The organism is Streptomyces sp. NPDC046977, assembly GCF_040644455.1.
GTDB lineage: Bacteria > Actinomycetota > Actinomycetes > Streptomycetales > Streptomycetaceae > Actinacidiphila.
Window position 1 is genome coordinate 1 of the sequence record NZ_JBEYWO010000061.1, and the last position, 22,920, is coordinate 22,920.

Below are 22,920 nucleotides of genomic sequence, written 5' to 3' on the forward strand. Positions count from 1 at the left end.
CCCGTGGGCCGTCGACAATGTGCTGGCCTACCTGGACGAGCAGCGCCGCGCCTGCGGCCATGTGCCGGACGACCGCACAATCGTGGTCGAGCGCTTCCGCGACGAGCTCGGCGACTGGCGGGTCGTGATCCACTCCCCGTTCGGCGCGCAGGTGCACGCGCCCTGGGCGCTGGCCCTGGGCGCCCGCCTGGGCGAGCGGTACGGCTTCGACGCGCAGGTGATGCACGCCGACGACGGCATCGTGCTGCGCCTGCCCGACGCGGACCTGATGGGCCTGGACCTGCTGGACGTGGACCCGGCCCGCCAGGGAGCCGAGTTCGACACCGAGCAGTCCCCGGTGGGCGCCGCCGACGTGGCGTTCGACAAGGGCGAGGTCGAGCAGCTCGTGACGGACCAGGTGGGCGGTTCTGCGCTGTTCGCCTCCCGCTTCCGCGAGTGCGCCGCCCGCGCCCTGCTCCTGCCGCGCCGCGACCCCGGCAGGCGCACCCCCTTGTGGCAGCAGCGGCAGCGCGCCGCGCAACTGCTCCAGGTCGCCTCGGAGTTCGGCTCGTTCCCGATCGTCCTGGAGGCGGTCCGCGAGTGCCTTCAGGACGTCTTCGACGTCCCCGGACTGGTCGAGCTGATGGGTGACATCGAGTCGCGCAAGGTCAGGCTGGTCGAGGTCACCACCCCGGAGCCGTCGCCCTTCGCCAAGTCGCTGCTCTTCGGCTACGTGGCGCAGTTCCTGTACGAGGGCGACTCCCCGCTCGCCGAGCGGCGCGCCGCGGCGCTGTCCCTCGACTCGCACCTGCTGGCGGAGCTGCTGGGCCAGGCCGAGCTGCGCGAACTGCTCGACGCCGACGTGATGGCCGAACTGGAGCGGGAGTTGCAGTGGCTGACCGAGGAACGCCGGGTCAAGGACGCCGAGGGCGTCGCCGACCTCCTGCGTGTGCTCGGGCCGCTCGACGACGCCGAGCTGGCGGCCCGCGGCGCCGCGCCGGGCTGGGCGGGCGACCTGGAGACCGCGCGCCGCGCGATCCAGGTGCGCATCGCGGGCGCGGACCGCTGGGCGGCCGTGGAGGACGCGGGGCGTCTGCGGGACGCGCTGGGCACCGCGCTCCCGGTCGGTGTGCCGGAGGCCTTCACCGAGCCCGTCAAGGACCCGCTGGCGGACCTGCTGGCCCGGCACGCCCGCACCCACGGCCCGTTCACCTCCGCGGAGGCCGCACACCGCTTCGGCCTGGGCACCGCTGTCGCGGACGGCACACTGCACCGGCTGGCCGCGTCCGGGCGCGTGGTCCAGGGCGAGTTCCGCCCCGGGGGCGCCGGGCACGAGTGGTGCGACGCGGGCGTGCTGCGCCGGCTGCGCCGCCGCTCCCTCGCCGCGCTGCGCCACGAACTGGAGCCGGTGCCGCCGGCCACCTTGGCGTCCTTCCTGCCGCAGTGGCAGCACGTGGGCACCCACGGCCTGCGCGGCACGGACGGGCTCGTCCGGGCGGTGGAGCAGCTCCAGGGCGCGGCGGTGCCCGCCTCGGCCCTGGAGAAGCTGGTGCTGCCGGCCCGTGTCACCGGCTACACCCCGGCGATGCTGGACGAACTGACCTCGGCCGGCGAGGTGCTGTGGTCGGGAGCCGGGGCCCTGCCCGGCAAGGACGGCTGGGTGTCGCTGTACCTCGCCGAGACCGCGCCCCTGCTGCTGCCCGAACCCCAGCCGCTGGAGCTCTCCCCGCTCCACCGCGCCGTCCTGGAGGCGCTGTCGGCCGGCTACGGGCTGTTCTTCCGGCAGATCGCCGACCAGGTGCGGGCCGCCGGACACGAGCCGGGCGACCCCGAACTGGCCGAGGTGGTCTGGGACCTGGCCTGGTCGGGCCGGCTCACCAACGACACCCTCGCGCCGTTGCGCGCGCTGCTCGGTTCCGGCCGCACCGCGGGCTCCACCGCCCACCGGGCACCCCGCGCGGTGCCGCGCGGCCGCTACGGGGGCCTGACCGCACGCACGGGCGGTGTGCCCCGAGCCACGGCGTCCCGCGGCGGCCCGCCGACCACGGCCGGCCGCTGGTCCCTCGTACCGGCCCTGGAGACCGACCCCACGCACCGGGCGCACGCCCTCACCCACACCCTGCTGGACCGGCACGGCGTCGTCACCCGCGGCGCGGTGGCCGCCGAGGGTGTCGAGGGCGGCTTCTCCGCCGCCTACCGGGTGCTGGCCGCCTTCGAGGAGACCGGGCAGGCCCGCCGCGGCTACGTCGTGGAGGGCCTGGGCGCCGCCCAGTTCGCCATGGACGGCGCCGTGGACCGGCTGCGGGCCATCAGCAACGCCCGCGACCGCGAGGGGAGCCGCCAGGAGAAGGCGCGTACGGTCGTGCTCGCCGCGGCCGACCCCGCCAACGCCTATGGTGCCGCGCTGCCGTGGCCCGAGCAGCCCGCAGGGGTGTCACACCGGCCGGGCCGCAAGGCGGGCGCGCTGGTCGTGCTGGCCGACGGCGAACTCGTGCTCTATGTGGAGCGCGGCGGAAAGACCCTGCTGGCCTGGGCCGAGGACGAGGAACGCCTCCAGGCCGCCGCCGACGCCCTGGCGCTGGCGGTACGGGACGGGGCGCTGGGCCGCCTGACGGTGGAGCGCACCAATGGCGAGCCGGCCCTCACCTCCACGCTCGGCAGCGCCCTGGAGGCGGCCGGATTCCACGCCACACCCCGCGGCCTGCGGCTGCGGGCCTGACCGGGGGGACACCGTGCCCGAGGGAGACACGATCTGGTTCGCGGCGCACCGCCTGCACCGCGCGCTGGCCGGAAGGGTGCTGCTGCGGGCCGACTTGAGGGTGCCGCGCCTGGCGACCGCCGATCTGACCGGACGGCGGGTCGAGGAGGTGGTCGCGCGCGGCAAGCACCTGCTGACCCGGATCGAGGGCGGCCTGACCCTCCACTCCCATCTGCGCATGGACGGCTCCTGGCAGATGTACGGACCGGACGAGCGCTGGCGGGGAGGCCCGGACCACCAGGTCCGCGCGGTGCTCGCCAACGCCGAACAGGTGGCCGTGGGCTACCGCTTGCCGGTGCTGGAGTTGCTGCGGACCGCCGAGGAGGACAAGGCGGTCGGCCATCTCGGCCCCGATCTGCTCGGCCCGGACTGGGATCCCGTCGAGGCCGCGTACCGGCTGGGGACGCAGCCCGACCGTGCCCTGGGCGAAGCACTGCTGGACCAGCGCAACCTGGCGGGTCTCGGCAATGTCTACAAATGCGAGTTGTGCTTCCTGCGCGGTGTCACCCCGTGGATGCCCGTCGGCGAAGTCCCGGCGCCCGAGCGGGTCGTGGACCTGGCCCAGCGGCTGCTGGAGGCCAACAGGACCCGGCACGGCCACATCACCACCGGGGACACCCGCCGCGGCCGCACCCACTGGGTCTACGGCCGGGCCCATCAACCCTGCCGGCGCTGTGGCACCGCCATCCGCGTCGCGGACCAAGGCCCGCGCGGCCAGGCGCGGGTGACCTACTGGTGCCCCCGCTGCCAGCGCGGCCCTGCCCCGCAGGCGGCGGAGTCGTCCCGTTTCGGCACCCGCCCTTACTGACGGCACATCAGTAAGGGCCGCAGCGCGCTCGCACGCGTCCCGCACAGCGGCCCCGCGATCAAGTCCCCGTGTCCGTGGTCCCCTTGGCCCGCACCCCGGCGCGGGCAGACCGTGGCGTGCGCCTCGTCCCCGGACCGCCTGGGCGGCCCGGGAACGTGACGCACACCTGCACCTCCTGGCTCTGCCGGTTCCCGTCCCGTGCGGCCTCAGCCGTCACGACGGGCCAGATTCATCCGCCCGACGGCGGAGTCGTCGTGCCCTGGAAGGGAGCGGCTACGCGGCCCCGGTACTCTCCCCCATGGCCATCTGCCCATAGGGGCGCCGTCCTCACGAACGGGTACCACCGCGCCGTCCGGTCCCCGCGACCACCTCGCCGAATGCATCGGGATGATGCTCAGACCCCAGCCGCCGGCTGCGACGAGGCCTTCGAAGGGACCTGCTTGGGCGGGCTGGACGGTGAGCCGGACCATGGCCCACCACCACAAGGCGCCCGCGACGAAAGCGATGACCCAGCGGACGGGCCGCCGGGCCCACAGCTCCTGAAACAGCCGAGTGACGCACATGGCCGCCTCCTTCGGAGCCCCGAGGTTGCGGCGGGAATCACCCGGGACGGATCCCGGGCTTTCCCCGTACAGAAGTGCGATCCCCGTCCGTCAAGATCCCTAGACCTCTGCCGTCCCACCTGGCACGACGTTCACTCCACTGGCGTACACGGACGGCTACTGCCTGCGACGACCCCGGGGCCCAGCTCCACAGCGGGCAACCGTGGCCGGGCGCGGGCTCAGGCGTTCTCGGCCTGGAACATCCAGTGGTGCTTCTCGAGCTCGGCGGCCAGGCCGATCAGGATGTCCTGGCTGACGGGGTCGGCGTCCCCGGTCGCCTCGATGCCGTCGCGGACCCGCCGGACGACCGCCGCCAGGGCCTCGACCATGACGTCCACGACCTCGCCGTCCCGGATCCAGCCGTCGTGCACTTCGCGGACGAGGCTGAACTTGGCCACCGTGCCGGCCCGGCCGTCCGGCGGCACGCCGATCGCGGCGGACCGCTCCGCCACGGTGTCCGCGTAGGTCCGGGCCGTGGTCACCACGTCGTCGAGCTGGAGGTGGACGGAGCGGAAGCGGGGGCCGTGGACGTTCCAGTGCACCTGCTTGGCCACCAGCGACAGATCGATCAGATCCGCCAGGGTGTGCTGCAGCGCGTCGCCCACAATCGCACGGGCCTGCTCGGACAGGGTGCTCTTCACAACGACGCTCGTCATGCGTCCTCCAAGGTCGGTCGGGCCGGACACGGAAGATCGCCTCGGTGGCGACATCCGTACGCCTTCCCCGGGCACACGCGAGCACGCACCTCCGCCCGGACCCCGCAGACCGGCCGCAACGCCCCCACGCCCAGGAGCAGTCCCACCGTGCGTGCCAAGCAAGAACGAGGCCCCGGCCGGCGATCCACCGGCCGGGGCCTCGTCCCGGAACTGCTTGTGTCGCTCCTCAGGCCGCGACGACGTCCACGGCCTCGGTGGGCGCCTTCGGCGCCTTGATGGTGACCCGCTCGTCCGGACGACCGGACGGTACGGACGGAACCGCGCCCAGCAGCGGCCGCACAGGCGCGGCTGCCGATCCGACAGCGGCAGCCGACTCGGAAAGCTCGGCAAGCGCCAGATCGTCGCTGACCTCCCGCATCACCTCGGACATCGGGACGTCCAAGGCGTCACAGATCGCGGAGAGCAGTTCGGAGGAAGCCTCCTTCTGCCCCCTCTCGACCTCCGACAGGTAGCCCAGGGAGACCCGGGCGGATGAGGAGACCTCACGCAGGGTGCGGCCCTGGCGTTGGCGCTGCCGACGCAGCACGTCACCGAGCAGGCGACGGAGCAGAATCATCGGTGGCTCCCTCCTCGGACCGCGAATTCGCAACCTTCTTGCCCCACCGTACCGCCTCCGGCGTCGGCCGTGCGGGGAGCGATGACGTGTTCACTCAGGGCTGCAAACATCCCTTCCCCCCACTCTCTTCCCTACCCTTGGCCGCCGCGGATTCGCCAGGTGTTCCCCCGCCCGTCACCAGACTCTGGTGCAACAAGGTGAGCACGGCGTCCACGGAGGAGATACGGATGGCGGCGCGGTCCCCGTTCAGCTGCAGTTTCTCGCTGACCGTCCCCCCGGGCCCGGCGACCGCGACGAACACCGTGCCGACCGGTTGGCCGTCCTGCGGATCGGGGCCGGCGACCCCGGTCGTCGCGACCCCCCAGTCGGCGCGCAGCACGCGCCGCACGCCCTCCGCCATGCCTCGGGCGACCCCCGCGTCGACGGCGCCGCGTTCGGCGAGCAGTGTCCCGTCCACGCCCAGCACGTCCCGCTTGAGTTCCGTGGCGTACGCGGTGACCGAGCCGCGGAAGCTCCGGGAGGCCCCCGGCACCGCGGTCAGTTCGGCGGCGACGAGCCCGCCGGTGAGCGATTCGGCGACCGCCAGGGTCGCGGAGCGGCTCGCCAGCAGCTCCAGGACCTCGGCGGCGGCGTTCACGCGTCCTGCCCCGGCTCCCCCGCGGACCCGGACGGGTCCGGTTCCCGGACGGTCACGGCCGCCACGGCCGCCCTGGCGATCGCCGCACGCTGCGCGGCGAGCCCGGCCCGGCGCATCACCACGGCCTGCCGTACGTAGTCGAGTCCGGTGACCACGGTGAGGAACACCGCGGCGCCCATGATCACCGCACGGATGGTCGCCAGCGGGCCGGTCAGCACCAGGATGTACATGCCGACGGCGACGCCCTGCGTGAGCGTCTTGAGCTTGCCCCCGCGGCTGGCCGGGATGACGCCCCAGCGGATGACCCAGAAGCGCATGAGCGTGATGCCGAGCTCGCGGAAGAGGATCACCACGGTGACCCACCACGGCAGGTCCCCCAGCGCGGACAGCCCGACCAGCGCGGCGCCCATGATCGCCTTGTCGGCGATCGGGTCGGCGATCTTGCCGAAGTCGGTGACCAAACCGTAGCGGCGGGCCAGCTCCCCGTCGAAGAGGTCGGTGATCATCGCGATGGCGAACGCGGCCCACGCGAAGGAGCGCCAGGCCGGGTCGTGACCGTCGCCGTGCAGGAGCAGCACGACGAAGCCCGGCACCAGCACCAGCCGCACCATCGTCAGGATGTTGGCGATGTTCCACACGCTGGGCTTGGCCGCGGCCGCCGTCCCGGGCGCCCCCGCCGCCGGGGCGGAAGCGGCGGGACGGTGGTTTCCCGCGGCGGACGCCGGTACTCCGGTCATCTGTCCGCCTCCTCCGTGCCGAGCGGCTCGGCGACGAGGTCGACGCCTTCGGTGTCCACCACCTTCGCCGCGACGAACGAACCGGCCACCAGGCCCTGCGACGAGGTCAGGATGATCTGGCCGTCGGTCTCGGGTGCCTGGTGCGCGGCGCGGCCCACGGCGCCGTCCTCCTCGTCGACGGACTCGACCAGGACGTCCACGGTCGAGCCCAGGCGTTCCTCGGCGCGCTGCGCGGTCAGCTCCTCGGCGAGCCGGGAGACCCGCGCCAGCCGCTCGGCGACGACGTCCTCGGGCAGCTTGCCCTCGTAGCCGGCCGCCTCGGTGCCCTCCTCGTCGGAGTAGCCGAACACGCCGATCGCGTCGAGCCGCGCGCCGCTCAGGAAGCGCTCCAGCTCCTCCAGGTCCGCCTCTGTCTCGCCCGGGAAGCCGACGATGAAGTTCGAGCGGACACCGGCTTCCGGCGCCTTGGAGCGGATGGTGTCCAGCAGTTCCAGGAAGCGGTCGGTGTCGCCGAAGCGGCGCATGGCCCGCAGCACCTTGGGCGCCGAGTGCTGGAAGGACAGGTCGAAGTAGGGCGCGACCTTGGGCGTGGAGGTGAGCACGTCGATCAGGCCGGGACGCATCTCGGCGGGCTGCAGGTAGCTGACCCGGACCCGCTCGATGCCCTCGACGTCCGCCAGCTCCGGCAGCAGCGTCTCCAGCAGCCGGATGTCGCCGAGGTCCTTGCCGTACGAGGTGTTGTTCTCGCTGACCAGCATGATCTCCTTGACGCCCTGGCCGGCGAGCCACCGCGTCTCGCCCAACACGTCCGAGGGGCGGCGCGAGACGAAGGAGCCCCGGAAGGACGGAATCGCGCAGAACGAGCAGCGGCGGTCGCAGCCGGAGGCCAGCTTGACCGAGGCGACCGGGCTGCTGTCCAGGCGGCGGCGCAGCGGCGCGCGCGGCCCGGAGGCGGGCGCCAGGCCGTCGGGGAGGTCCGCGGGCGCGGAGGCGGCCGCCTGGGCGTCCTCGGCGGCCTGGGAGTGCCCCGGCAGCGCGACGCCGGTCGCCGACTGCCGCTCGGCCGGGCTGATCGGGAGCAGCTTGCGGCGGTCCCGGGGCGTGTGCGAGGCGTGCACTCCGCCGGACAGGATGGTCTGCAGGCGGTCGGAGATGTTGCTGTAGTCGTCGAAGCCGAGCACGCCGTCGGCCTCGGGCAGCGCCTCGGCGAGTTCCTTGCCGTACCGCTCGGCCATGCAGCCGACGGCCACGACGGCCTGTGTACGGCCGTGGGACTTGAGGTCGTTCGCCTCCAGCAGGGCGTCGACGGAGTCCTTCTTGGCGGCCTCGACGAAGCCGCAGGTGTTCACTACGGCGACGTCGGCTTCGGCGGCGTCCTCGACGAGCTGCCAGCCGTCCGCCGCCAGCCGGCCGGCGAGTTCCTCGGAATCCACCTCGTTGCGGGCGCAGCCGAGCGTGACAAGGGCGACGGTACGGGGTTCGGACATAGGCTCAGCCTACTTTGTCCCTGACGGGGCTCTGACGCGCTGCGGCGCCCGGCCCGGGGCCAGGTGCCCCGGGCCGGGCGCCGCGGTGTGCTCGCGCGCCCGTGGTGGCGGACGTCACCCGGCTTCCGGGTCGCCGGGGGTGAAGGTCAGCCGCTGGACCTGACCGGGGTCGCCCGCGGGGCCCAGGTCCTTGCCGTTGACGAAGAGGTCGACGGCGCCGGCGTTGCCGATGATGAGGTTGACCTTCTTCTTGTCGGTGAAGGTCTTGGCGTCGCCCTGCTCCAGGCTGCCCTGGTACAGCTGCTTGCCGTTGCTGCCGACGGCCTGGATCCAGCTCTTGCCGTTGTCGGCGGTGAGCTTGACCGTGACCTTGTCACCGGGGGCGGCGGCGATGGCGCTGTCGGTCGCCTCCGGTGAGGGGCTGGTCCTGTGCGTCGCGGAGGGCTTGGCGGCAGGGCTCTGCGCGGACGGCTTGCCGGCGACGGGCTGCTTGCCGCTGTCGTCGCCACCGTTGAACAGAGTGAAGCCGACAAAACCCACGACCGCGACGATCGCCGCCACCATGGCGGCGGTCCAGTTGGGGCGGCGCGGCTCGGGCCGCATCCGCTCCGCCTCGTACAGCGGTGCTACGGGGGTGGGGGACGGTGTGCTGCCGTGCTCGGTGGAGAACTGCGCCACCAGGGCCTCGGGATCGAGGCCCACGGCGCGCGCCAGCGCCCGGATGTGGCCGCGGGCGTAGACGTCACCGCCGCAGCGGGAGAAGTCGTCCTGTTCGATCGCATGGACAATGGGCGGCCGCACTCGGGTGGTGGAACTGACCTCGTCGACGGTGAGCCCGGCGTCGAGACGGGCTCGGGCGAGGGCACGACCGACCGAGGGACGGTCGTCGGGGGGCGGGTTGCCGATGGACACGGGTGCGCCTTTCGAGCGTGTAGCCACCTGCTGGAGACTCAGTCTAGGGGGGGTTGCAAAAGGTCGGGCAAGCGGGCGGACGTTGTTTGTCCGCCATCAGGATTGCCGTCGTGACCGGCACCGATGACAGACGGCCATACGCCTTCCCCTTGCACTAACTTGACGTACGGGCAGGAGAAACGGTTGCTCCCCGCCCACTTACGAGTGAGCTACGGATGGGCTACGAACGGGCTACGCACCGGTCTCGCCGCGCAGGACCGCGAGCACCCCGTCCATCTCGTCCGGTTTGACCAGTACGTCGCGGGCCTTCGACCCCTCACTCGGACCGACGATCCCGCGCGATTCCATCAGGTCCATGAGCCTGCCCGCTTTCGCGAAGCCGACACGCAGTTTGCGCTGGAGCATCGACGTCGAGCCGAACTGGGTGGAGACCACGAGCTCCGCCGCCTGGCAGAGCAGGTCGAGGTCGTCGCCGATCTCCTCGTCGATCTCCTTCTTGGGGCCGGTGCCGACCACGACGTCGTCCCGGTAAGCAGGCGTCAGCTGCGTCTTGCAGTGCTCCACGACGGCGTGGATCTCCTGCTCGGTGACGAAGGCGCCCTGCATGCGGATCGGCTTGTTCGCGCCCATCGGCAGGAACAGCCCGTCACCCTTTCCGATGAGTTTCTCGGCGCCCGCCTGGTCCAGGATGACCCGGCTGTCGGCGAGCGAGGAGGTCGCGAACGCCAGCCGTGAGGGCACGTTGGCCTTGATGAGACCGGTGACCACGTCCACGGACGGCCGCTGGGTGGCCAGCACCAGGTGGATGCCGGCCGCGCGGGCGAGCTGCGTGATGCGGACGATCGCGTCCTCCACGTCCCGCGGCGCGACCATCATCAGGTCGGCCAGCTCGTCCACGATCACCAGCAGATAGGGGTACGGGGCCAGCTCGCGCTCGCTGCCCTCCGGCGGCTTCACCTTGCCGCTGCGCACCGCCGCGTTGAAGTCGTCGATGTGCCGGAAGCCGTAGGCGGCCAGGTCGTCGTAGCGCAGGTCCATCTCGCGCACGACCCACTGGAGCGCCTCGGCGGCCCGCTTGGGGTTGGTGATGATCGGCGTGATGAGGTGCGGGACGCCCTCGTACGCGGTCAGTTCCACGCGCTTGGGGTCGACCAGCACCATGCGTACCTCGTCCGGCGTGGACCGGGCGAGCACCGAGGTGATGAGGCAGTTGATGCAGGAGGACTTGCCGGAGCCGGTGGCGCCCGCGACGAGGATGTGCGGCATCTTCGCGAGGTTGGCCATCACGTAGCCGCCCTCCACGTCCTTGCCGAGGGCGACCGTCATCGGGTGCTCCTCGCCGGCGGCGTCCGCCGACCGGAGCACATCGCCGAGGTTGACCATCTCCCGGTCGCTGTTGGGGATCTCGATACCCACCGCGGACTTGCCGGGGATCGGGCTGATGATCCGCACGTCGGGGCTGGCGACGGCGTACGCGATGTTCTTGGCGAGCGCGGTGATCCGCTCGACCTTGACGGCCTGTCCGAGTTCCACCTCGTAGCGGGTGACCGTCGGCCCGCGGGTGAAGCCGGTGACCGCCGCGTCGACCTTGAACTGCGAGAAGACGCTCTTGAGCGACTCCACCACCGCGTCGTTGGCGGCGCTGCGGGTACGTCCTGGGCCGCCGCGCTCCAGCACGTCCAGGGAGGGCAGGGAGTACGTGATGTCGCCCGACAGCTGCAACTGCTCGGCGCGCGGCGGCAGGGGCTGCCCGGCGTCGGGCGCCGCCTTCTTGGTGAGGTCCGGCACGGAGCGCCCGGAGCGGTCGCCGGTGGCCTCGGCGGCATCGGCGACCCCTTCGTCCCGGGCCTGCGGCACCGACTGGTGCACGAGGTCCGCGACGACGGAGGAGCCGGGCACGCCGTAGGTCAGCGCGCCGTCGAGGTCCGCGGCGACCCCGTAGGCGAGGTCCACGGTGCCGAGGCCGCCGGGCGTCAGGTCGGGCAGCGGGGGCTGCTCGGGGCGGCGCCGGCCGCGGCGCCGCGGCGCGGCCTCCGGGCCGCCCGGTCCGGCGGCGGGCTCGTCGTCGAACAGGTCGCCGAACGGGACGGCGTCCTCGTCGGGCTCCTCCTCCGGCCGCACCTCGACCAGGCCGAGCCGTACGCCGGCCTCCCGCAGGCGGCGCGGGATGGCGTTGACGGGGGTTGCGGTGGTGACCAGCAGGCCGAAGAAGGTCAGCAGCGTCAGCAGGGCGACCGCCAGCGGGGCCCCCACGGTGTAGCGCAGCGGCGCGGAGGCCGCCCACCCGATGAGTCCTCCGGCGTCCCGGATCGCGTCGGCGCCCTGGCCCCGGCCCGGCGAGCCGCAGCCGATGTGCACCAGGCCGAGCACGCCCACGGCGAGCGTGGACAGGCCGATGACGATCCGCCCGTTGGCGTCCGACTGCTGGGGGTGGCGCATCAGGCGCCAGACGACGGCACCGAGGAGGACCGGCACCAGCAGGTCCAGCCGGCCGAACAGCCCGGTGATCAGTATCTCGACCAGGTCGCCCACCGGACCCTGCAGATCGGACCAGGTGCCGGTGGCGACGACGAGCGCGAGGCCGAACAGCAGCAGCGCGAGCCCGTCCTTGCGGTGGGCCGGGTCGAGACCGCGCGCGCCCCGGCCCACGCCCCGGAAGAGCGCGCCGACGCCGTGCGCGAGGCCGAGCCACAGCGCCCGGGTGAGCCGGTAGACGGCCCCGGTCGGTGAGGGTGCGGGCTTGGGCGCGGGTTTGGCGGGGGGTGCCGCCTTCTTGGCGGGGGCCTTCTTGGCCGGTGCTTTCTTCGCCGCCGGCTGCTTGGCGGCGGCCTTCTTCGCCGCGGGCCTGGCCGCAGGTTTGGCGGCAGCCTTCTTCGCGGTGCCGGACGTACGTGGGGCCATGGTGCGAGGTTACCGTTCCGTCCCGTGCGCGACACCCGTGGCCGGACATACGCCCGTTCGTGTCGCGCCCCGTACGCATCAAGGGTGACGGGCCGTCAAAGGACTTGCGGCAGTCACTCTTGCGAGGGAATTTTCTTGTCGCCCGAACCGGTGCCCGGCTCCAGCGCGTCCAGTGCCCGGCGCAGTCCGGTCAGCTTGCGCTCCAGATGGGCCGCGGTCGCCACCGCCGCCGCGTCCGCCGACTCGTCCAACTGCTTGGACAGCGCCTCCGCCTGCTCCTCCACCGCCGCCAACCGCGCGGACAGCTCGGCGAGCAGGCCGACCGGCTCCTTGGCGCCGCCCGCACCCTGCCGGGAGCCCTGCTCCAGTTGCAGCCGCAGCAGGGCGGCCTGCTCGCGCAACTGGCAGTTCTTCATGTAGAGCTCGACGAAGACCGAGACCTTGGCGCGCAGCACCCACGGGTCGAAGGGCTTGGAGATGTAGTCGACCGCGCCGGCCGCGTAGCCGCGGAAGGTGTGGTGCGGACCGTGGTTGATGGCCGTGAGGAAGATGATCGGGATGTCCCGGGTGCGCTCCCGGCGCTTGATGTGCGCCGCGGTCTCGAACCCGTCCATGCCCGGCATCTGGACATCGAGCAGGATCACCGCGAAGTCGTCGGTGAGCAGCGCCTTGAGCGCTTCCTCCCCGGACGATGCCCGCACCAGTGTCTGATCGAGCGCGGAGAGGATGGCCTCCAGCGCCAGCAGATTCTCCGGCCGGTCATCGACCAGGAGGATCTTGGCCTTCTGCACCATGGCCCGCCCTCCTCGTCCCGGCACTGCACCGGGTGCCGCCCCCATGGACGACTCCTGAGCGCCGTCCGTCCTTGTGCCGGTCATGGTAGCCGCACCCCGCTGTCCGCCACACCCTGTCACCGCCATGTCACTGTGCACGTAGCAGAAACGCAAGCGGGGACCAGAAGGTTCCCCGTTTCCCGCACCCTCACACCTCCGTGAGCACTCCGTGTCATGACCGCGGCCGGCCGCCCCGCCGCGGTGACCGCCGCACGGGCGGTCACCGCGTCCGTCGTCCGACGCTCCGTCACCGGGCGTGCATCCACTGCTCCATCACCGCGAGCAGGTGGTCGGTGTCCACCGGCTTGGCGACATAGTCGGACGCACCGGACTCGATGCTCTTCTCCCGGTCGCCCTTCATCGCCTTCGCCGTGAGGGCGATGATCGGCAGCCCCGCGAACTGCGGCATCCTGCGGATCGCCGCCGTCGTCGCGTATCCGTCCATCTCCGGCATCATGATGTCCATCAGCACGACCGCGACATCGTCGTGCTGCTCCAGCACCTCGATGCCCTCCCGGCCGTTCTCCGCGTACAGCACCGTGAGGCCGTGCTGCTCCAGCACGCTGGTCAATGCGAAGACATTGCGAATGTCGTCGTCGACGATGAGCACCTTCTCGCCACTGAATCCACCCGCGAAGCCGGTGTACGCGTCGGAGTGCGCCCCGTCCACCCACGACTCGGCGGCCGGCGGCGGCTGCCGGTCCGGCTGGCCCTGGGCGATGGGCCGCTCGGTGAGGGCCGAGCGGCGGCGCAGCCGGGCCAGGCTGCTGCCCGCGCCGCCGCGCCGCCCGCCGGTGTGCGCGGGAGCGGTGCCGCGCAGCGGCTCGGCATAGGCGTCCGGCTCGGCGAAGGGCTCGCCGGGCGGGAGTTGCGCATAGCCGTGCGGCGGCAGTTCACCGCTGTTGAGCGGCAGGTAGAGGGTGAACGTCGAGCCCCGGCCGGGCTGGCTGTCGGCGTGGATCTCGCCGCCGAGCAGCCGCGCGATCTCCCGGCTGATGGACAGGCCGAGGCCCGTGCCGCCGTACTTGCGGCTGGTCGTGCCGTCGGCCTGCTTGAACGCCTCGAAGATGACCCGCATCTTGCTGGCCGCGATACCGATGCCGGTGTCGGTGACCGAGAAGGCGATCAGCGGCTCGTCCGGGGCGCGCAGCGAACCGGACTCCAGCAGCTGTTCCCGGATCGCCTGCGGCGCCTCCTGGCCGGCCGGGCGGATCACCAGCTCCACCGACCCGCTGTCGGTGAACTTCACCGCGTTGGACAGGAGGTTGCGCAGCACCTGGAGCAGCCGCTGCTCGTCGGTGTGGAGCGTCGCGGGCAGTTCCGGGGAGACGCGGACCGAGAAGTCCAGGCCCTTCTCGGCCGTCAGCGGCCGGAACGTGGCCTCGACGTAGTCCACGAGCTGCACCAAGGCGATCCGGGTCGGGCTGACGTCCATCTTGCCCGCCTCCACCTTCGACAGGTCGAGGATGTCGTTGATCAGCTGGAGCAGGTCGGAGCCCGCGCCGTGGATCGTCTCGGCGAACTCGACCTGCTTCGGCGACAGGTTGCCCTCGGCGTTGTCCGCGAGCAGCTTGGCCAGGATGAGCAGCGAGTTGAGCGGGGTGCGCAGCTCGTGCGACATGTTGGCGAGGAACTCGGACTTGTACCGCATGGAGACCGCGAGCTGCTCCGCGCGCTCCTCCAGCACCTGGCGGGCGTCCTCGATCTCGGTGTTCTTCACCTCGATGTCGCGGTTCTGACGGGCCAGCAGCTCGGCCTTCTCCTCCAGCTCGGTGTTGGAGATCTGGAGCTGCTTCTGCCGGTTCTCCAGCTCCGCGGAGCGCTCCCGTAGCTGCTCGGTCAGCTCCTGGGACTGCTTGAGCAGGTACTCGGTCTTGGTGTTGACGCTGATGGTGTTGACGCTCACCGCGATCATGTCGGTGATCTGGCCGAGGAAGTCCTTCTGGATCTGGGTGAACGGCTGGAACGAGGCCAGCTCGATCACCCCGAGCACCCGGTCCTCGAACAGCACCGGCAGCACGATGACGTGGGCCGGCGGCGCCTCGCCGAGCCCGGAGGAGATCCGCAGATAGCCCGGCGGCACGTTCTCCACCAGGATGCTGCGCTTCTCCACCGCGGCCGTGCCGATCAGGCCCTCGCCGGGCAGGAAGACGGTGGGCATCGTCCGCGGCGAGAAGCCGTAGCTGCCGATCAGGCGCAGCTCGTACTCCTCGGCGATGTCCTCGGTGGCCGGCTCCTCGGCGAGGAAGAAGGCGCCGTGCTGGGCCGAGACGACCGGCGTCAGCTCGCTCATGATGAGGCCGCCGACGTCGTTGAGGTCCCGGCGGCCCTGCATCAGACCGGAGATGCGGGCGAGGTTGCCCTTCAGCCAGTCCTGCTCCTTGTTGGCGAGCGTGGTCTCGCGGAGCCGGACGATCATGGTGTTGATGTAGTCCTGCAGCTCCAGGATCTCGCCGGCCGCGTCCACGTCCGTACGGATGTTGAGGTCGCCGCGGGTCACCGCGGTGGCCACCTGGGCGATGTTGCGCACCTGGCGGGTCAGGTTGTTGGCCATCAGGTTGACGGACTCGGTGAGGTCCTTCCAGATGCCCGAGACACCCGGTACGCGCGCCTGGCCGCCGAGGCGGCCCTCGGTGCCCACCTCGCGGGCGACGCGGGTGACCTCGTCACCGAAGGCGGAGAGCTGGTCGACCATCGTGTTGATGGTGGTCTTCAGCTCCAGGATCTCGCCGTGCGCGTCGACGTCGATCTTCTTGGACAGGTCGCCGCGGGCCACCGCGGTGGTGACCATCGCGATGTTGCGGACCTGGCCGGTCAGGTTGGACGCCATGTTGTTGACGGACTCGGTGAGGTCCTTCCACGAGCCGGAGACTCCCGGCACGCGCGCCTGACCGCCGAGGATGCCGTCGGTGCCCACCTCACGGGCCACACGCGTGACCTCGTCACCGAAGGCGGACAGCGTGTCGACCATCGTGTTGATCGTCTCGGCGAGCTGGGCGACCTCGCCGCGCGCCTCGACGGTGATCTTCTTCGTGAGGTCGCCGTTGGCGACCGCCGTGGCCACGGAGGAGATCGAACGCACCTGGCCGGTCAGGTTGTTGGCCATCAGGTTGACGTTGTCGGTGAGGTCCTTCCAGATGCCGGAGACGTCCCGCACCCGGGCCTGGCCGCCCAGGATGCCGTCGGTGCCCACCTCACGGGCGACGCGGGTGACCTCGTCGGCAAAGGCGGACAGCGTGTCGACCATCGTGTTGACGGTCGTCACCAGGGCGAGGATCTCGCCCTTGGCGTCGACGGTGATCTTCTTCGACAGGTCGCCCTGCGCGACGGCCGTGGTGACCTCGGCGATGTTGCGCACCTGCATGGTCAGGTTGTTGGCCATGAAGTTGACGGACTGGGTCAGGTCCTTCCACGTACCCGACACGCCCTTGACCTCGGCCTGGCCGCCCAGGATGCCGTCGGTGCCCACCTCGCGGGCCACCCGGGTCACCTGGTCGGCGAACGCCGACAGCTGGTCGACCATCGTGTTGAGGACGTTCTTGAGCTCCAGGATCTCGCCGCGCGCGTCCACGTCGATCTTCTGCGACAGGTCACCGCGGGCCACCGCGGTGGCGACCTGGGCGATGTTGCGCACCTGGGCGGTGAGGTTGCCGGCCATGCCGTTCACCGAGTCCGTCAGGTCGCGCCACACGCCGGCCACGCCGGGCACCTGCGCCTGCCCGCCGAGGCGGCCCTCGGTGCCCACCTCGCGGGCCACCCGGGTCACCTGCTCGGCGAACGCCGACAGCTGGTCGACCATCGTGTTGATGGTGTTCTTCAGCTCCAGGATCTCGCCGCGCGCGTCCACGTCGACCTTCTGCGACAGGTCGCCGCGGGCCACGGCCGTCGTCACCTGGGCGATCTGGCGGACCTGCGAGGTCAGGTTGCCCGCCATGAAGTTGACGGAGTCCGTCAGCTCCTTCCACACACCGCTCACGCCGTCGACCCGCGCCTGACCGCCGAGCCGGCCCTCGGTGCCCACGTCGCGCGCCATGCGCGTGACCTGGTTGGCGAAGGAGGACAGCTGGTCGACCATCCGGTTCACGGTGTTCTTCAGCTCCAGCATCTCGCCGGAGACGTCCACCGTGACCTTCTGCGACAGGTCGCCGTTGGCGACCGCCGTGGTGACCTGGGCGATGTTGCGCACCTGGCCGGTCAGGTTGCGGAAGGCGGTGTTCACCGAATCCGTCAGGTCCTTCCACAGACCCGCCGCACCCGGCACCTGCGCCTGGCCGCCCAGCTCACCCTCGACGCCGACCTCCCGGGCCACCCGGGTCACCTCGGCGCCGAAGGCCGACAGCTGGTCGACCATCGTGTTCACGGTGTTCTTCAGCTCCAGCATCTCGCCGGAGACGACCACGGTGACCTTCTGCGACAGGTCGCCGTTGGCGACCGCCGTCGTGACCTGCGCGATGTCGCGCACCTGGCCGGTCAGGTTGCGGAAGGCCATGTTCACCGAGTCGGTGAGGTCCTTCCAGATGCCCGCGGCGCCCGGCACCTGCGCCTGGCCGCCGAGGCGGCCCTGCGCGCCGACCTCGCCGGCGACGCGGGTCACCTCGTCGGCGAAGGTGCGCAGGGTCTCGGTCATCGCGTTCACGGTCTCGGCGAGCTGCGCGACCTCGCCGCGCGCGCCGATGGTGATCTTCTGCGACAGGTCGCCGTTGGCGACCGCCGTCGTGACCTGTGCGATGTCGCGCACCTGGGCCGTCAGATTGCCGGCCATCAGGTTGACGGAGTCGGTCAGGTCCTTCCACACGCCGTCGACGCCGGCCACCTTGGCCTGGCCGCCGAGCTGGCCCTCGGTGCCCACCTCGCGGGCCACCCGGGTCACCTCGGACGCGAAGGAGGACAGCTGGTCCACCATCGTGTTGACGGTGTTCTTCAGCTCCAGCATCTCGCCGGCCACGTGGACGGTGACCTTGCGCGACAGGTCGCCCTTGGCGACCGCCGTGGTCACCAGCGCGATGTCGCGCACCTGCGCCGTCAGCCGGGAGGCCATGGTGTTGACCGAGTCGGTGAGGTCCTTCCAGGAGCCGGCCATGCCGCGCACCCGGGCCTGGCCGCCGAGCTTGCCCTCGGTGCCGACCTCGCTGGCCACCCGGGTCACCTCGTCGGTGAACGTGGACAGCTGGTCGACCAGCCCGTTGACCGTGCGCCCGACCTTGAGGAACTCGCCGCGCAGCGGGTGCGCGGCGCCGTCCGGCCCCTGCGAGCGCAGCTCCATGCGCTGCTCCAGGTCGCCCTCGGCGACCGCCGACAGCACGCGGCCGACCTCGGACATGGGACGCACGAGATCGTCCACCAGCGCGTTGGAGGCGTCGATGGCGGCCGCCCACGAGCCCTCGCACGCCCCCGTCTCCAGGCGCTCCGCGAGCTTGCCCTCCCGGCCGACGACCCGGCGGACCCGGGCGAGCTCACCGGTGAGGTGCTGATTGCGGTCGGCGACCTCGTTGAACACGGCGGCGATCTCCGCCATGACGCCGTCGCCGGTGACCGTGAGCCGCTTGCGGAAGTTGCCGTCCCGCATGGACTCCAGGGCGGACAGCAATCTGTGCAGTGCGGCCGAATCCACCTCGACGGTCCCATTGGTGCGCGAACGCGCATGCTTCACCCGCGCGGAACCACCCCGCTTCGCCGCGGGTGCCGCGCCGCCTCGCGCCGATGCGCCAGACTCCACCGTGTCCCTCCCGGAGGGTCGACCGAACTGCATGTGCCTCGTTCAGGCATGCCCAGTGTTTCACCATGCCCGCACCCGGCCATAACAGTTCGGCAGCATCGCATATGACCGTCGCCACGATCGGGGCAGGAACACCCCCAACCGGCACACACGTGGTCGCCGGGGGTAAGTAACCTGGCATGCGGTTGCCCACCTTGGGCCGGGCGTACACCTCGAAGTGGGGGCCGGTGGTGACAGTACAGCGGATGACACATGGTGACGTCCCCGGACAAACAAGGAGATCTGTGATCACGGCGCGCGCAGCGGCCACCTTCGAGCCGGTGGGACGCTCGGTCGCCACCGCACGCGCTTTCGTCCGCGACACGCTCCAGGGCTGGGGCTTCGCCGAGGTCGTCGACGACGCCGTCGTCCTCACCAGCGAACTGGTCACGAACGCCGTGGTCCACGCGGGAACCGCCGCCGACGTCCAGTGCCTGCGCTACGAATCCGCCGTCCGCATCGAGGTCGCCGACCGCTACCCCGAGCGCGAGTTGCCGCTGCACGACGCCAAGAAGCAGATCCACCCCGACCACGAGGGCGGCCGCGGCCTGCTCCTGTGCTCGGCCCTCGCCGCCCGCTGGGGCGTGGAGTACACCCCGGCCAACAAGCACGTCTGGTTCCACCTGGACCTGCCCCAGCGCCCCGCCGGAACCCGCTCCGCCGGACCGGCCCTTCCCGCCGCCGCCCTGCCGCTCGCCGACGAGCAGGTCCGTGTCGCCGTCGTCCAGGTCGACCGCGCCGGCATCATCACGCGCTGGAACCAGGACGCCGCCGAACTCTTCGGCCACCCCGACGAGCAGATCGTCGGCAAGCCGCTCGGCGATCTCGCCGCCTGGCCGCAGACCCCCGGCACCGGCCACGGCATCGCCGAGGCCCTGCTGCTCTCCCGCTGGGAGGGCAGTTACGGCGTCCGCGGCGCCGACGGCCGCATCATGCCGGTGTACGGCACCCACTTGCGGGTCCGCGACACCTCCGGCGAACCCTCCACCGTCTGCCTGCTGGTGCGCGAGGACGCCCGGGCCGTGCTGCAGAACCCGGGACGCGGCGGCGGTGTCTCCGCCGACGGCGGCATGGACCGCGGCAAGGCCGCCGACCCCTTCGAGTCGTTCATCGGCTCGCCCGCGCCCGACGACCTCGACGGCCTGCTCCAGCGCACCGTGGAGCGCGCCCGCGACATGCTCGACGGCGACGCCGCGTACCTCCTGCTCGCCACCGACGACGAGACGGAGTTGGAGGTGCGTGCCTCCACCGGCCTCCCCTCGGCCCGCCAGCGCTTCGCCCGCGTCCCCGTCGAGGCCGGCACCGGCCGCTACGGCAGCGCCCGCATGCCCGCCGTCCACGAGGACCTGACGGCCGTCCCCGGCGCGGTCCCGCTGCTCGCCGGCACCGGCATGCGGTCCGTCATCACCGTGCCGCTCAAGGTCGAAGGACGCCTCACCGGATCCCTCGGCGTCGCCGCCGAGATCCCCGGCCGCTACAGCAACGAGGAGGCGCTGCGGCTCCAGTTCGCCGCGGACCGCATCGCCCTCGCCGTCGAGAGCGCCCGGCTCACGGAGCTGGAACGCCTGCGCCGCGGCTCGCTGTCCTTCCTCGTCGAGGCCTCCGACCTGCTGGCCGGCACCCTGGAACGCGACCAGACCCTCGCGCTGATGGCCCAGATGACGGTGCCCACCCTGGCCAGCTGGTGCGCCGTCTACACCATCGCCGACCAGGCCTCCGAGCCCGAACTCGCCTTCGTCCTGCACGAGGACGAGGACCGCATCGACGGCATCAAGGCGCTCCTGTCCCGCGTCGCCCCGCCCCGGCCCGACCCCACGCCCGGCGCACGCGTCTGGACCGCCCCGTCCGACGCCGCCCACTCCACGGCCCTGCGCGCCTCCCTGCGCAGCCTCGGGCTCGGCGAGGCGGGGCGGCCCGCCGCCGGCCCCGGCACGGCCCTGGCGACCGCCGCCGCGGTCGGCGGCGAGACCGTCGTGCTGCCCCTGGTGGCCCGCAACCGCGTCATCGGGATGCTCACCCTCGGCAGGGCCGCCGACGAACGCTTCCGGCAGGAGATCCTCGAACTCGCCGAGGACCTCTCCCGCCGCGCCGCCCTCGCCCTGGACAACGCCCGCCTCTACAGCGAGCGCACGGCCATCAGCCAGTCCCTCCAGCGCAGCCTGCTGCCGCCCGGCCTGCCGGTCATCCCCGGGGTCGAGGTCGAGGTGGTCTACCGCGCCGCCGGCGAAGGCAACGAGGTCGGCGGCGACTTCTACGACGTCTTCCCGATCCGCCACGGCTGCTGGGGCTTCGCCATCGGCGACGTCTGCGGCACCGGCCCGGAGGCCGCCGCGGTCACCGGCCTCGCCCGCCACGCGCTGCGCCTGCTGGCCCGCGAGGGCTTCAGCGGCCCGTCCGTCCTGGAGCGCCTCAACGCGGCCATCCTCGACGAGGGCTCCCGCAGCCGCTTCCTGACCCTCCTGTACGGCGAGTTGTGGCCCCAGGCGGACGGCAGCGCCGAACTGAAGGTCGTCTGCGCCGGCCACCCCCTGCCGCTCCGTCTGCGCCAGACCGGCGCCGTCGAGCCCGCCGCCGAGCCCCAGCCCCTGCTCGGCGTCATCGAGGACCTCGAACTCGTCGAGCAGAACGTCACCCTCGCCCCCGGTGACGTGCTGCTCTGCGTCACCGACGGCGTCACCGAGCGCCGCGAGGGCACCCGCATGCTCGGGGACGACGGCCTCGCCGACGTCCTGGCCACCTGCACGGGCCTCACCGCCGGTGCCGTCGCGGCCCGTATCCAGCGCGCGGTGGAGCGCTTCGCCTCCGACGCGCCCTCCGACGACATGGCCATTCTCGCCATGCGCGTTCCGGAACTGCCCGCGTAGCGCCGCACCGACGGACACCAAAAGAAGAAGGCCCCCGCCGAATGGCGGGGGCCTTCTTTCTCTGAGCCCCAATACGGAATCGAACCGTAGACCTTCTCCTTACCATGGAGACGCTCTGCCGACTGAGCTATTGGGGCGCGTCGACGTGAAGGATCTTAACCCATGAACCGCCGGGTTCGGAAATCCGTCCGGCGTCCGCTCAGAGCAGTCCGCCGAGGGTGTTGCACGCCTCGGCCATCCGCTTCAACTCCTTCTCCGTGAGCCCGGGGTGGACCGGCAGGGACAGCGTCTCACCGGAGGCCGCCTCGGTCCGCGGCAGGAAGGACTGCGACCGGTACTTCGGCATCCGGTGCACCGGGGTCGGGATGCTGACGTCGGCCCGCACGCCGCGGGAGGCCAGCGCCATCGCGAACGCGTCGCGGTCGGGGCGGCCGTTGCCCGGTATGCGGACCGTGTAGCGGTGGTACACGTGGTGCGCGCCCGGCTCGACGTACGGCACCAGCACGCCCGTCAGGGCGGAGTCCAGGTACCGGCAGTGGGCCCGCTGCCGCGCGACCGAGCCCTCCAGCTTGCGCAGCGCGGCGCGTCCGCTCGCGGCCCGGTTGTCGGCGAGTCGCGCCGCCGGGTGCGAACCGTCCCTCAAGCGCTTGACGCACGAGGCCAGTTCGGGGTGCTCCGTGGTCACCACGGCGCCTTCCGCCAGGGCGAAGACGCTCAGCGCGCCGTACGTGCCGACCCGGCGGCCGGCCAGGGTCGCGGCCTGCGCCTGGGTGGCGTCCTCGACGATCGCCAGGCCGTGCCGCGTCGCCAGGTCCGCGAGCTGGTCCACAGCCGCGGGATGACCGAACAGGTGCACCGGCAGGATCGCCACCGTCAGCGGCGTGATCGCCGCCGCGACGGCCTCCGGGTCGAGGCAGAAGGTGAGCGGATCGATGTCCGCGAACACCGGCACCGCGCCGACCAACCGGACCGCGTCCGCGGTCTCCACCGGGGCGAACGACGGGAGGATCACTTCCTCGCCGGCACCGATACCCAGCGACAGCAGCGCGAGGTGAAGGCCGGAGGTCGCGGAATCCACCGCGACGGCATGGCGATCGTCCACCGCCGAGGAGAACTCGTCCTCGAGCGCCGCGACTTCAGCACCCCGTTCCAGGAACTGCTGCATCAGGCCCACCTCCACTTGCCCGTCAACGCCAGGATTACGGTGACCGGTGAGTGGATGCTGATCTCAACATGAACAACGGGTGTTGCCCACACAAATAGCCGTGCCCCCGGACAGAAGTCCGGGGGCACGGCTGAAGAATTGTTCGGCGGCGTCCTACTCTCCCACAGGGTCCCCCCTGCAGTAACAACGGCGGGTAATGGCGTAGCATAC

Annotated in this window: 12 protein-coding genes, 1 tRNA gene and 1 pseudogene; 3 read left to right on the top strand and 11 right to left on the bottom strand. The window is 71.9% G+C overall.

Going from position 1 to position 22,920, the window contains the following annotated elements; all coding sequences use genetic code 11:
* Positions 1 to 2,698 (top strand): annotated as a pseudogene (locus ABZ883_RS41840) (DEAD/DEAH box helicase); the annotation flags it as partial.
* Between the two features lie 13 nt (positions 2,699 to 2,711).
* Positions 2,712 to 3,545 carry a DNA-formamidopyrimidine glycosylase family protein gene (locus ABZ883_RS41845; protein WP_360917176.1) on the top strand — a complete coding sequence of 278 codons (834 nt, stop codon included), beginning with the start codon at positions 2,712 to 2,714 and terminating at the stop codon, positions 3,543 to 3,545.
* 781 nt (positions 3,546 to 4,326) lie between these two features.
* Here the strand turns inward: ABZ883_RS41845 and ABZ883_RS41850 are convergent.
* From ABZ883_RS41850 to ABZ883_RS41890, 9 genes are all read right to left on the bottom strand, one after another.
* Positions 4,327 to 4,803, bottom strand: coding sequence for a DNA starvation/stationary phase protection protein (locus ABZ883_RS41850; RefSeq protein WP_360917179.1), 477 nt, complete (start codon positions 4,801 to 4,803; stop codon positions 4,327 to 4,329).
* 226 nt (positions 4,804 to 5,029) lie between these two features.
* Positions 5,030 to 5,419: a helix-turn-helix transcriptional regulator gene (locus ABZ883_RS41855; protein ID WP_360917182.1), complete on the bottom strand. Its 390-nt coding sequence runs from the start codon at positions 5,417 to 5,419 to the stop codon at positions 5,030 to 5,032.
* A 94-nt stretch (positions 5,420 to 5,513) separates the two neighbouring features.
* A complete protein-coding gene (locus ABZ883_RS41860) occupies positions 5,514 to 6,056 on the bottom strand; it encodes a CinA family protein (RefSeq protein WP_360917186.1) in 543 nt (180 codons plus the stop codon).
* Positions 6,053 to 6,793, bottom strand: a complete 741-nt coding sequence (gene pgsA, locus ABZ883_RS41865; protein ID WP_360917189.1) for a CDP-diacylglycerol--glycerol-3-phosphate 3-phosphatidyltransferase — start codon at positions 6,791 to 6,793, stop codon at positions 6,053 to 6,055. The genes ABZ883_RS41860 and pgsA overlap by 4 nt, the downstream gene beginning before the upstream one ends.
* On the bottom strand, positions 6,790 to 8,280 hold the full coding sequence (gene rimO, locus ABZ883_RS41870; RefSeq protein ID WP_360917192.1) for a 30S ribosomal protein S12 methylthiotransferase RimO: 1,491 nt from the start codon (positions 8,278 to 8,280) through the stop codon (positions 6,790 to 6,792). The genes pgsA and rimO overlap by 4 nt, the downstream gene beginning before the upstream one ends.
* 114 nt (positions 8,281 to 8,394) lie before the next feature.
* On the bottom strand, positions 8,395 to 9,192 hold the full coding sequence (locus tag ABZ883_RS41875) for a RodZ domain-containing protein (RefSeq protein WP_360917195.1): 798 nt from the start codon (positions 9,190 to 9,192) through the stop codon (positions 8,395 to 8,397).
* A 231-nt stretch (positions 9,193 to 9,423) separates the two neighbouring features.
* The gene (locus tag ABZ883_RS41880; protein ID WP_360917198.1) at positions 9,424 to 12,093 is read right to left on the bottom strand and encodes a DNA translocase FtsK; all 2,670 of its coding nucleotides are present in this window, start codon (positions 12,091 to 12,093) and stop codon (positions 9,424 to 9,426) included.
* Between the two features lie 113 nt (positions 12,094 to 12,206).
* On the bottom strand, positions 12,207 to 12,887 hold the full coding sequence (locus tag ABZ883_RS41885) for a response regulator (RefSeq protein WP_360917201.1): 681 nt from the start codon (positions 12,885 to 12,887) through the stop codon (positions 12,207 to 12,209).
* Between the two features lie 286 nt (positions 12,888 to 13,173).
* Complete coding sequence (locus ABZ883_RS41890; RefSeq protein ID WP_360917212.1) at positions 13,174 to 18,492, bottom strand: HAMP domain-containing protein; 5,319 nt, start codon at positions 18,490 to 18,492, stop codon at positions 13,174 to 13,176.
* A 434-nt stretch (positions 18,493 to 18,926) separates the two neighbouring features.
* On the opposite strand from ABZ883_RS41890, the gene ABZ883_RS41895 reads away from it, so the two are divergent.
* Positions 18,927 to 21,545 carry a SpoIIE family protein phosphatase gene (locus tag ABZ883_RS41895; protein ID WP_360917204.1) on the top strand — a complete coding sequence of 873 codons (2,619 nt, stop codon included), beginning with the start codon at positions 18,927 to 18,929 and terminating at the stop codon, positions 21,543 to 21,545.
* Positions 21,546 to 21,609: 64 nt separating this feature from the next.
* Here the strand turns inward: ABZ883_RS41895 and ABZ883_RS41900 are convergent.
* Both ABZ883_RS41900 and ABZ883_RS41905 read right to left on the bottom strand, forming a co-directional pair.
* Positions 21,610 to 21,682 (bottom strand) — tRNA-Thr (locus ABZ883_RS41900).
* Between the two features lie 62 nt (positions 21,683 to 21,744).
* Positions 21,745 to 22,710 (bottom strand): DegT/DnrJ/EryC1/StrS family aminotransferase, encoded by a 966-nt coding sequence (locus tag ABZ883_RS41905; protein WP_360917209.1) that lies wholly within the window; start codon positions 22,708 to 22,710, stop codon positions 21,745 to 21,747.
* Positions 22,711 to 22,920 lie beyond the last annotated feature (210 nt).

Bases quoted from the DNA above. Each gene is read 5' to 3' on its own strand.
- ABZ883_RS41850 (WP_360917179.1), bottom strand. From the start codon at position 4,803: ATGACGAGCGTCGTTGTGAAGAGCACCCTGTCCGAGCAGGCCCGTGCG.
- ABZ883_RS41855 (WP_360917182.1), bottom strand. From the start codon at position 5,419: ATGATTCTGCTCCGTCGCCTGCTCGGTGACGTGCTGCGTCGGCAGCGC.
- pgsA (WP_360917189.1), bottom strand. From the start codon at position 6,793: ATGACCGGAGTACCGGCGTCCGCCGCGGGAAACCACCGTCCCGCCGCT.
- rimO (WP_360917192.1), bottom strand. From the start codon at position 8,280: ATGTCCGAACCCCGTACCGTCGCCCTTGTCACGCTCGGCTGCGCCCGC.
- ABZ883_RS41880 (WP_360917198.1), bottom strand. From the start codon at position 12,093: ATGGCCCCACGTACGTCCGGCACCGCGAAGAAGGCTGCCGCCAAACCT.
- ABZ883_RS41885 (WP_360917201.1), bottom strand. From the start codon at position 12,887: ATGGTGCAGAAGGCCAAGATCCTCCTGGTCGATGACCGGCCGGAGAAT.
- ABZ883_RS41890 (WP_360917212.1), bottom strand. From the start codon at position 18,492: ATGCGGGACGGCAACTTCCGCAAGCGGCTCACGGTCACCGGCGACGGC.
- ABZ883_RS41905 (WP_360917209.1), bottom strand. From the start codon at position 22,710: ATGCAGCAGTTCCTGGAACGGGGTGCTGAAGTCGCGGCGCTCGAGGAC.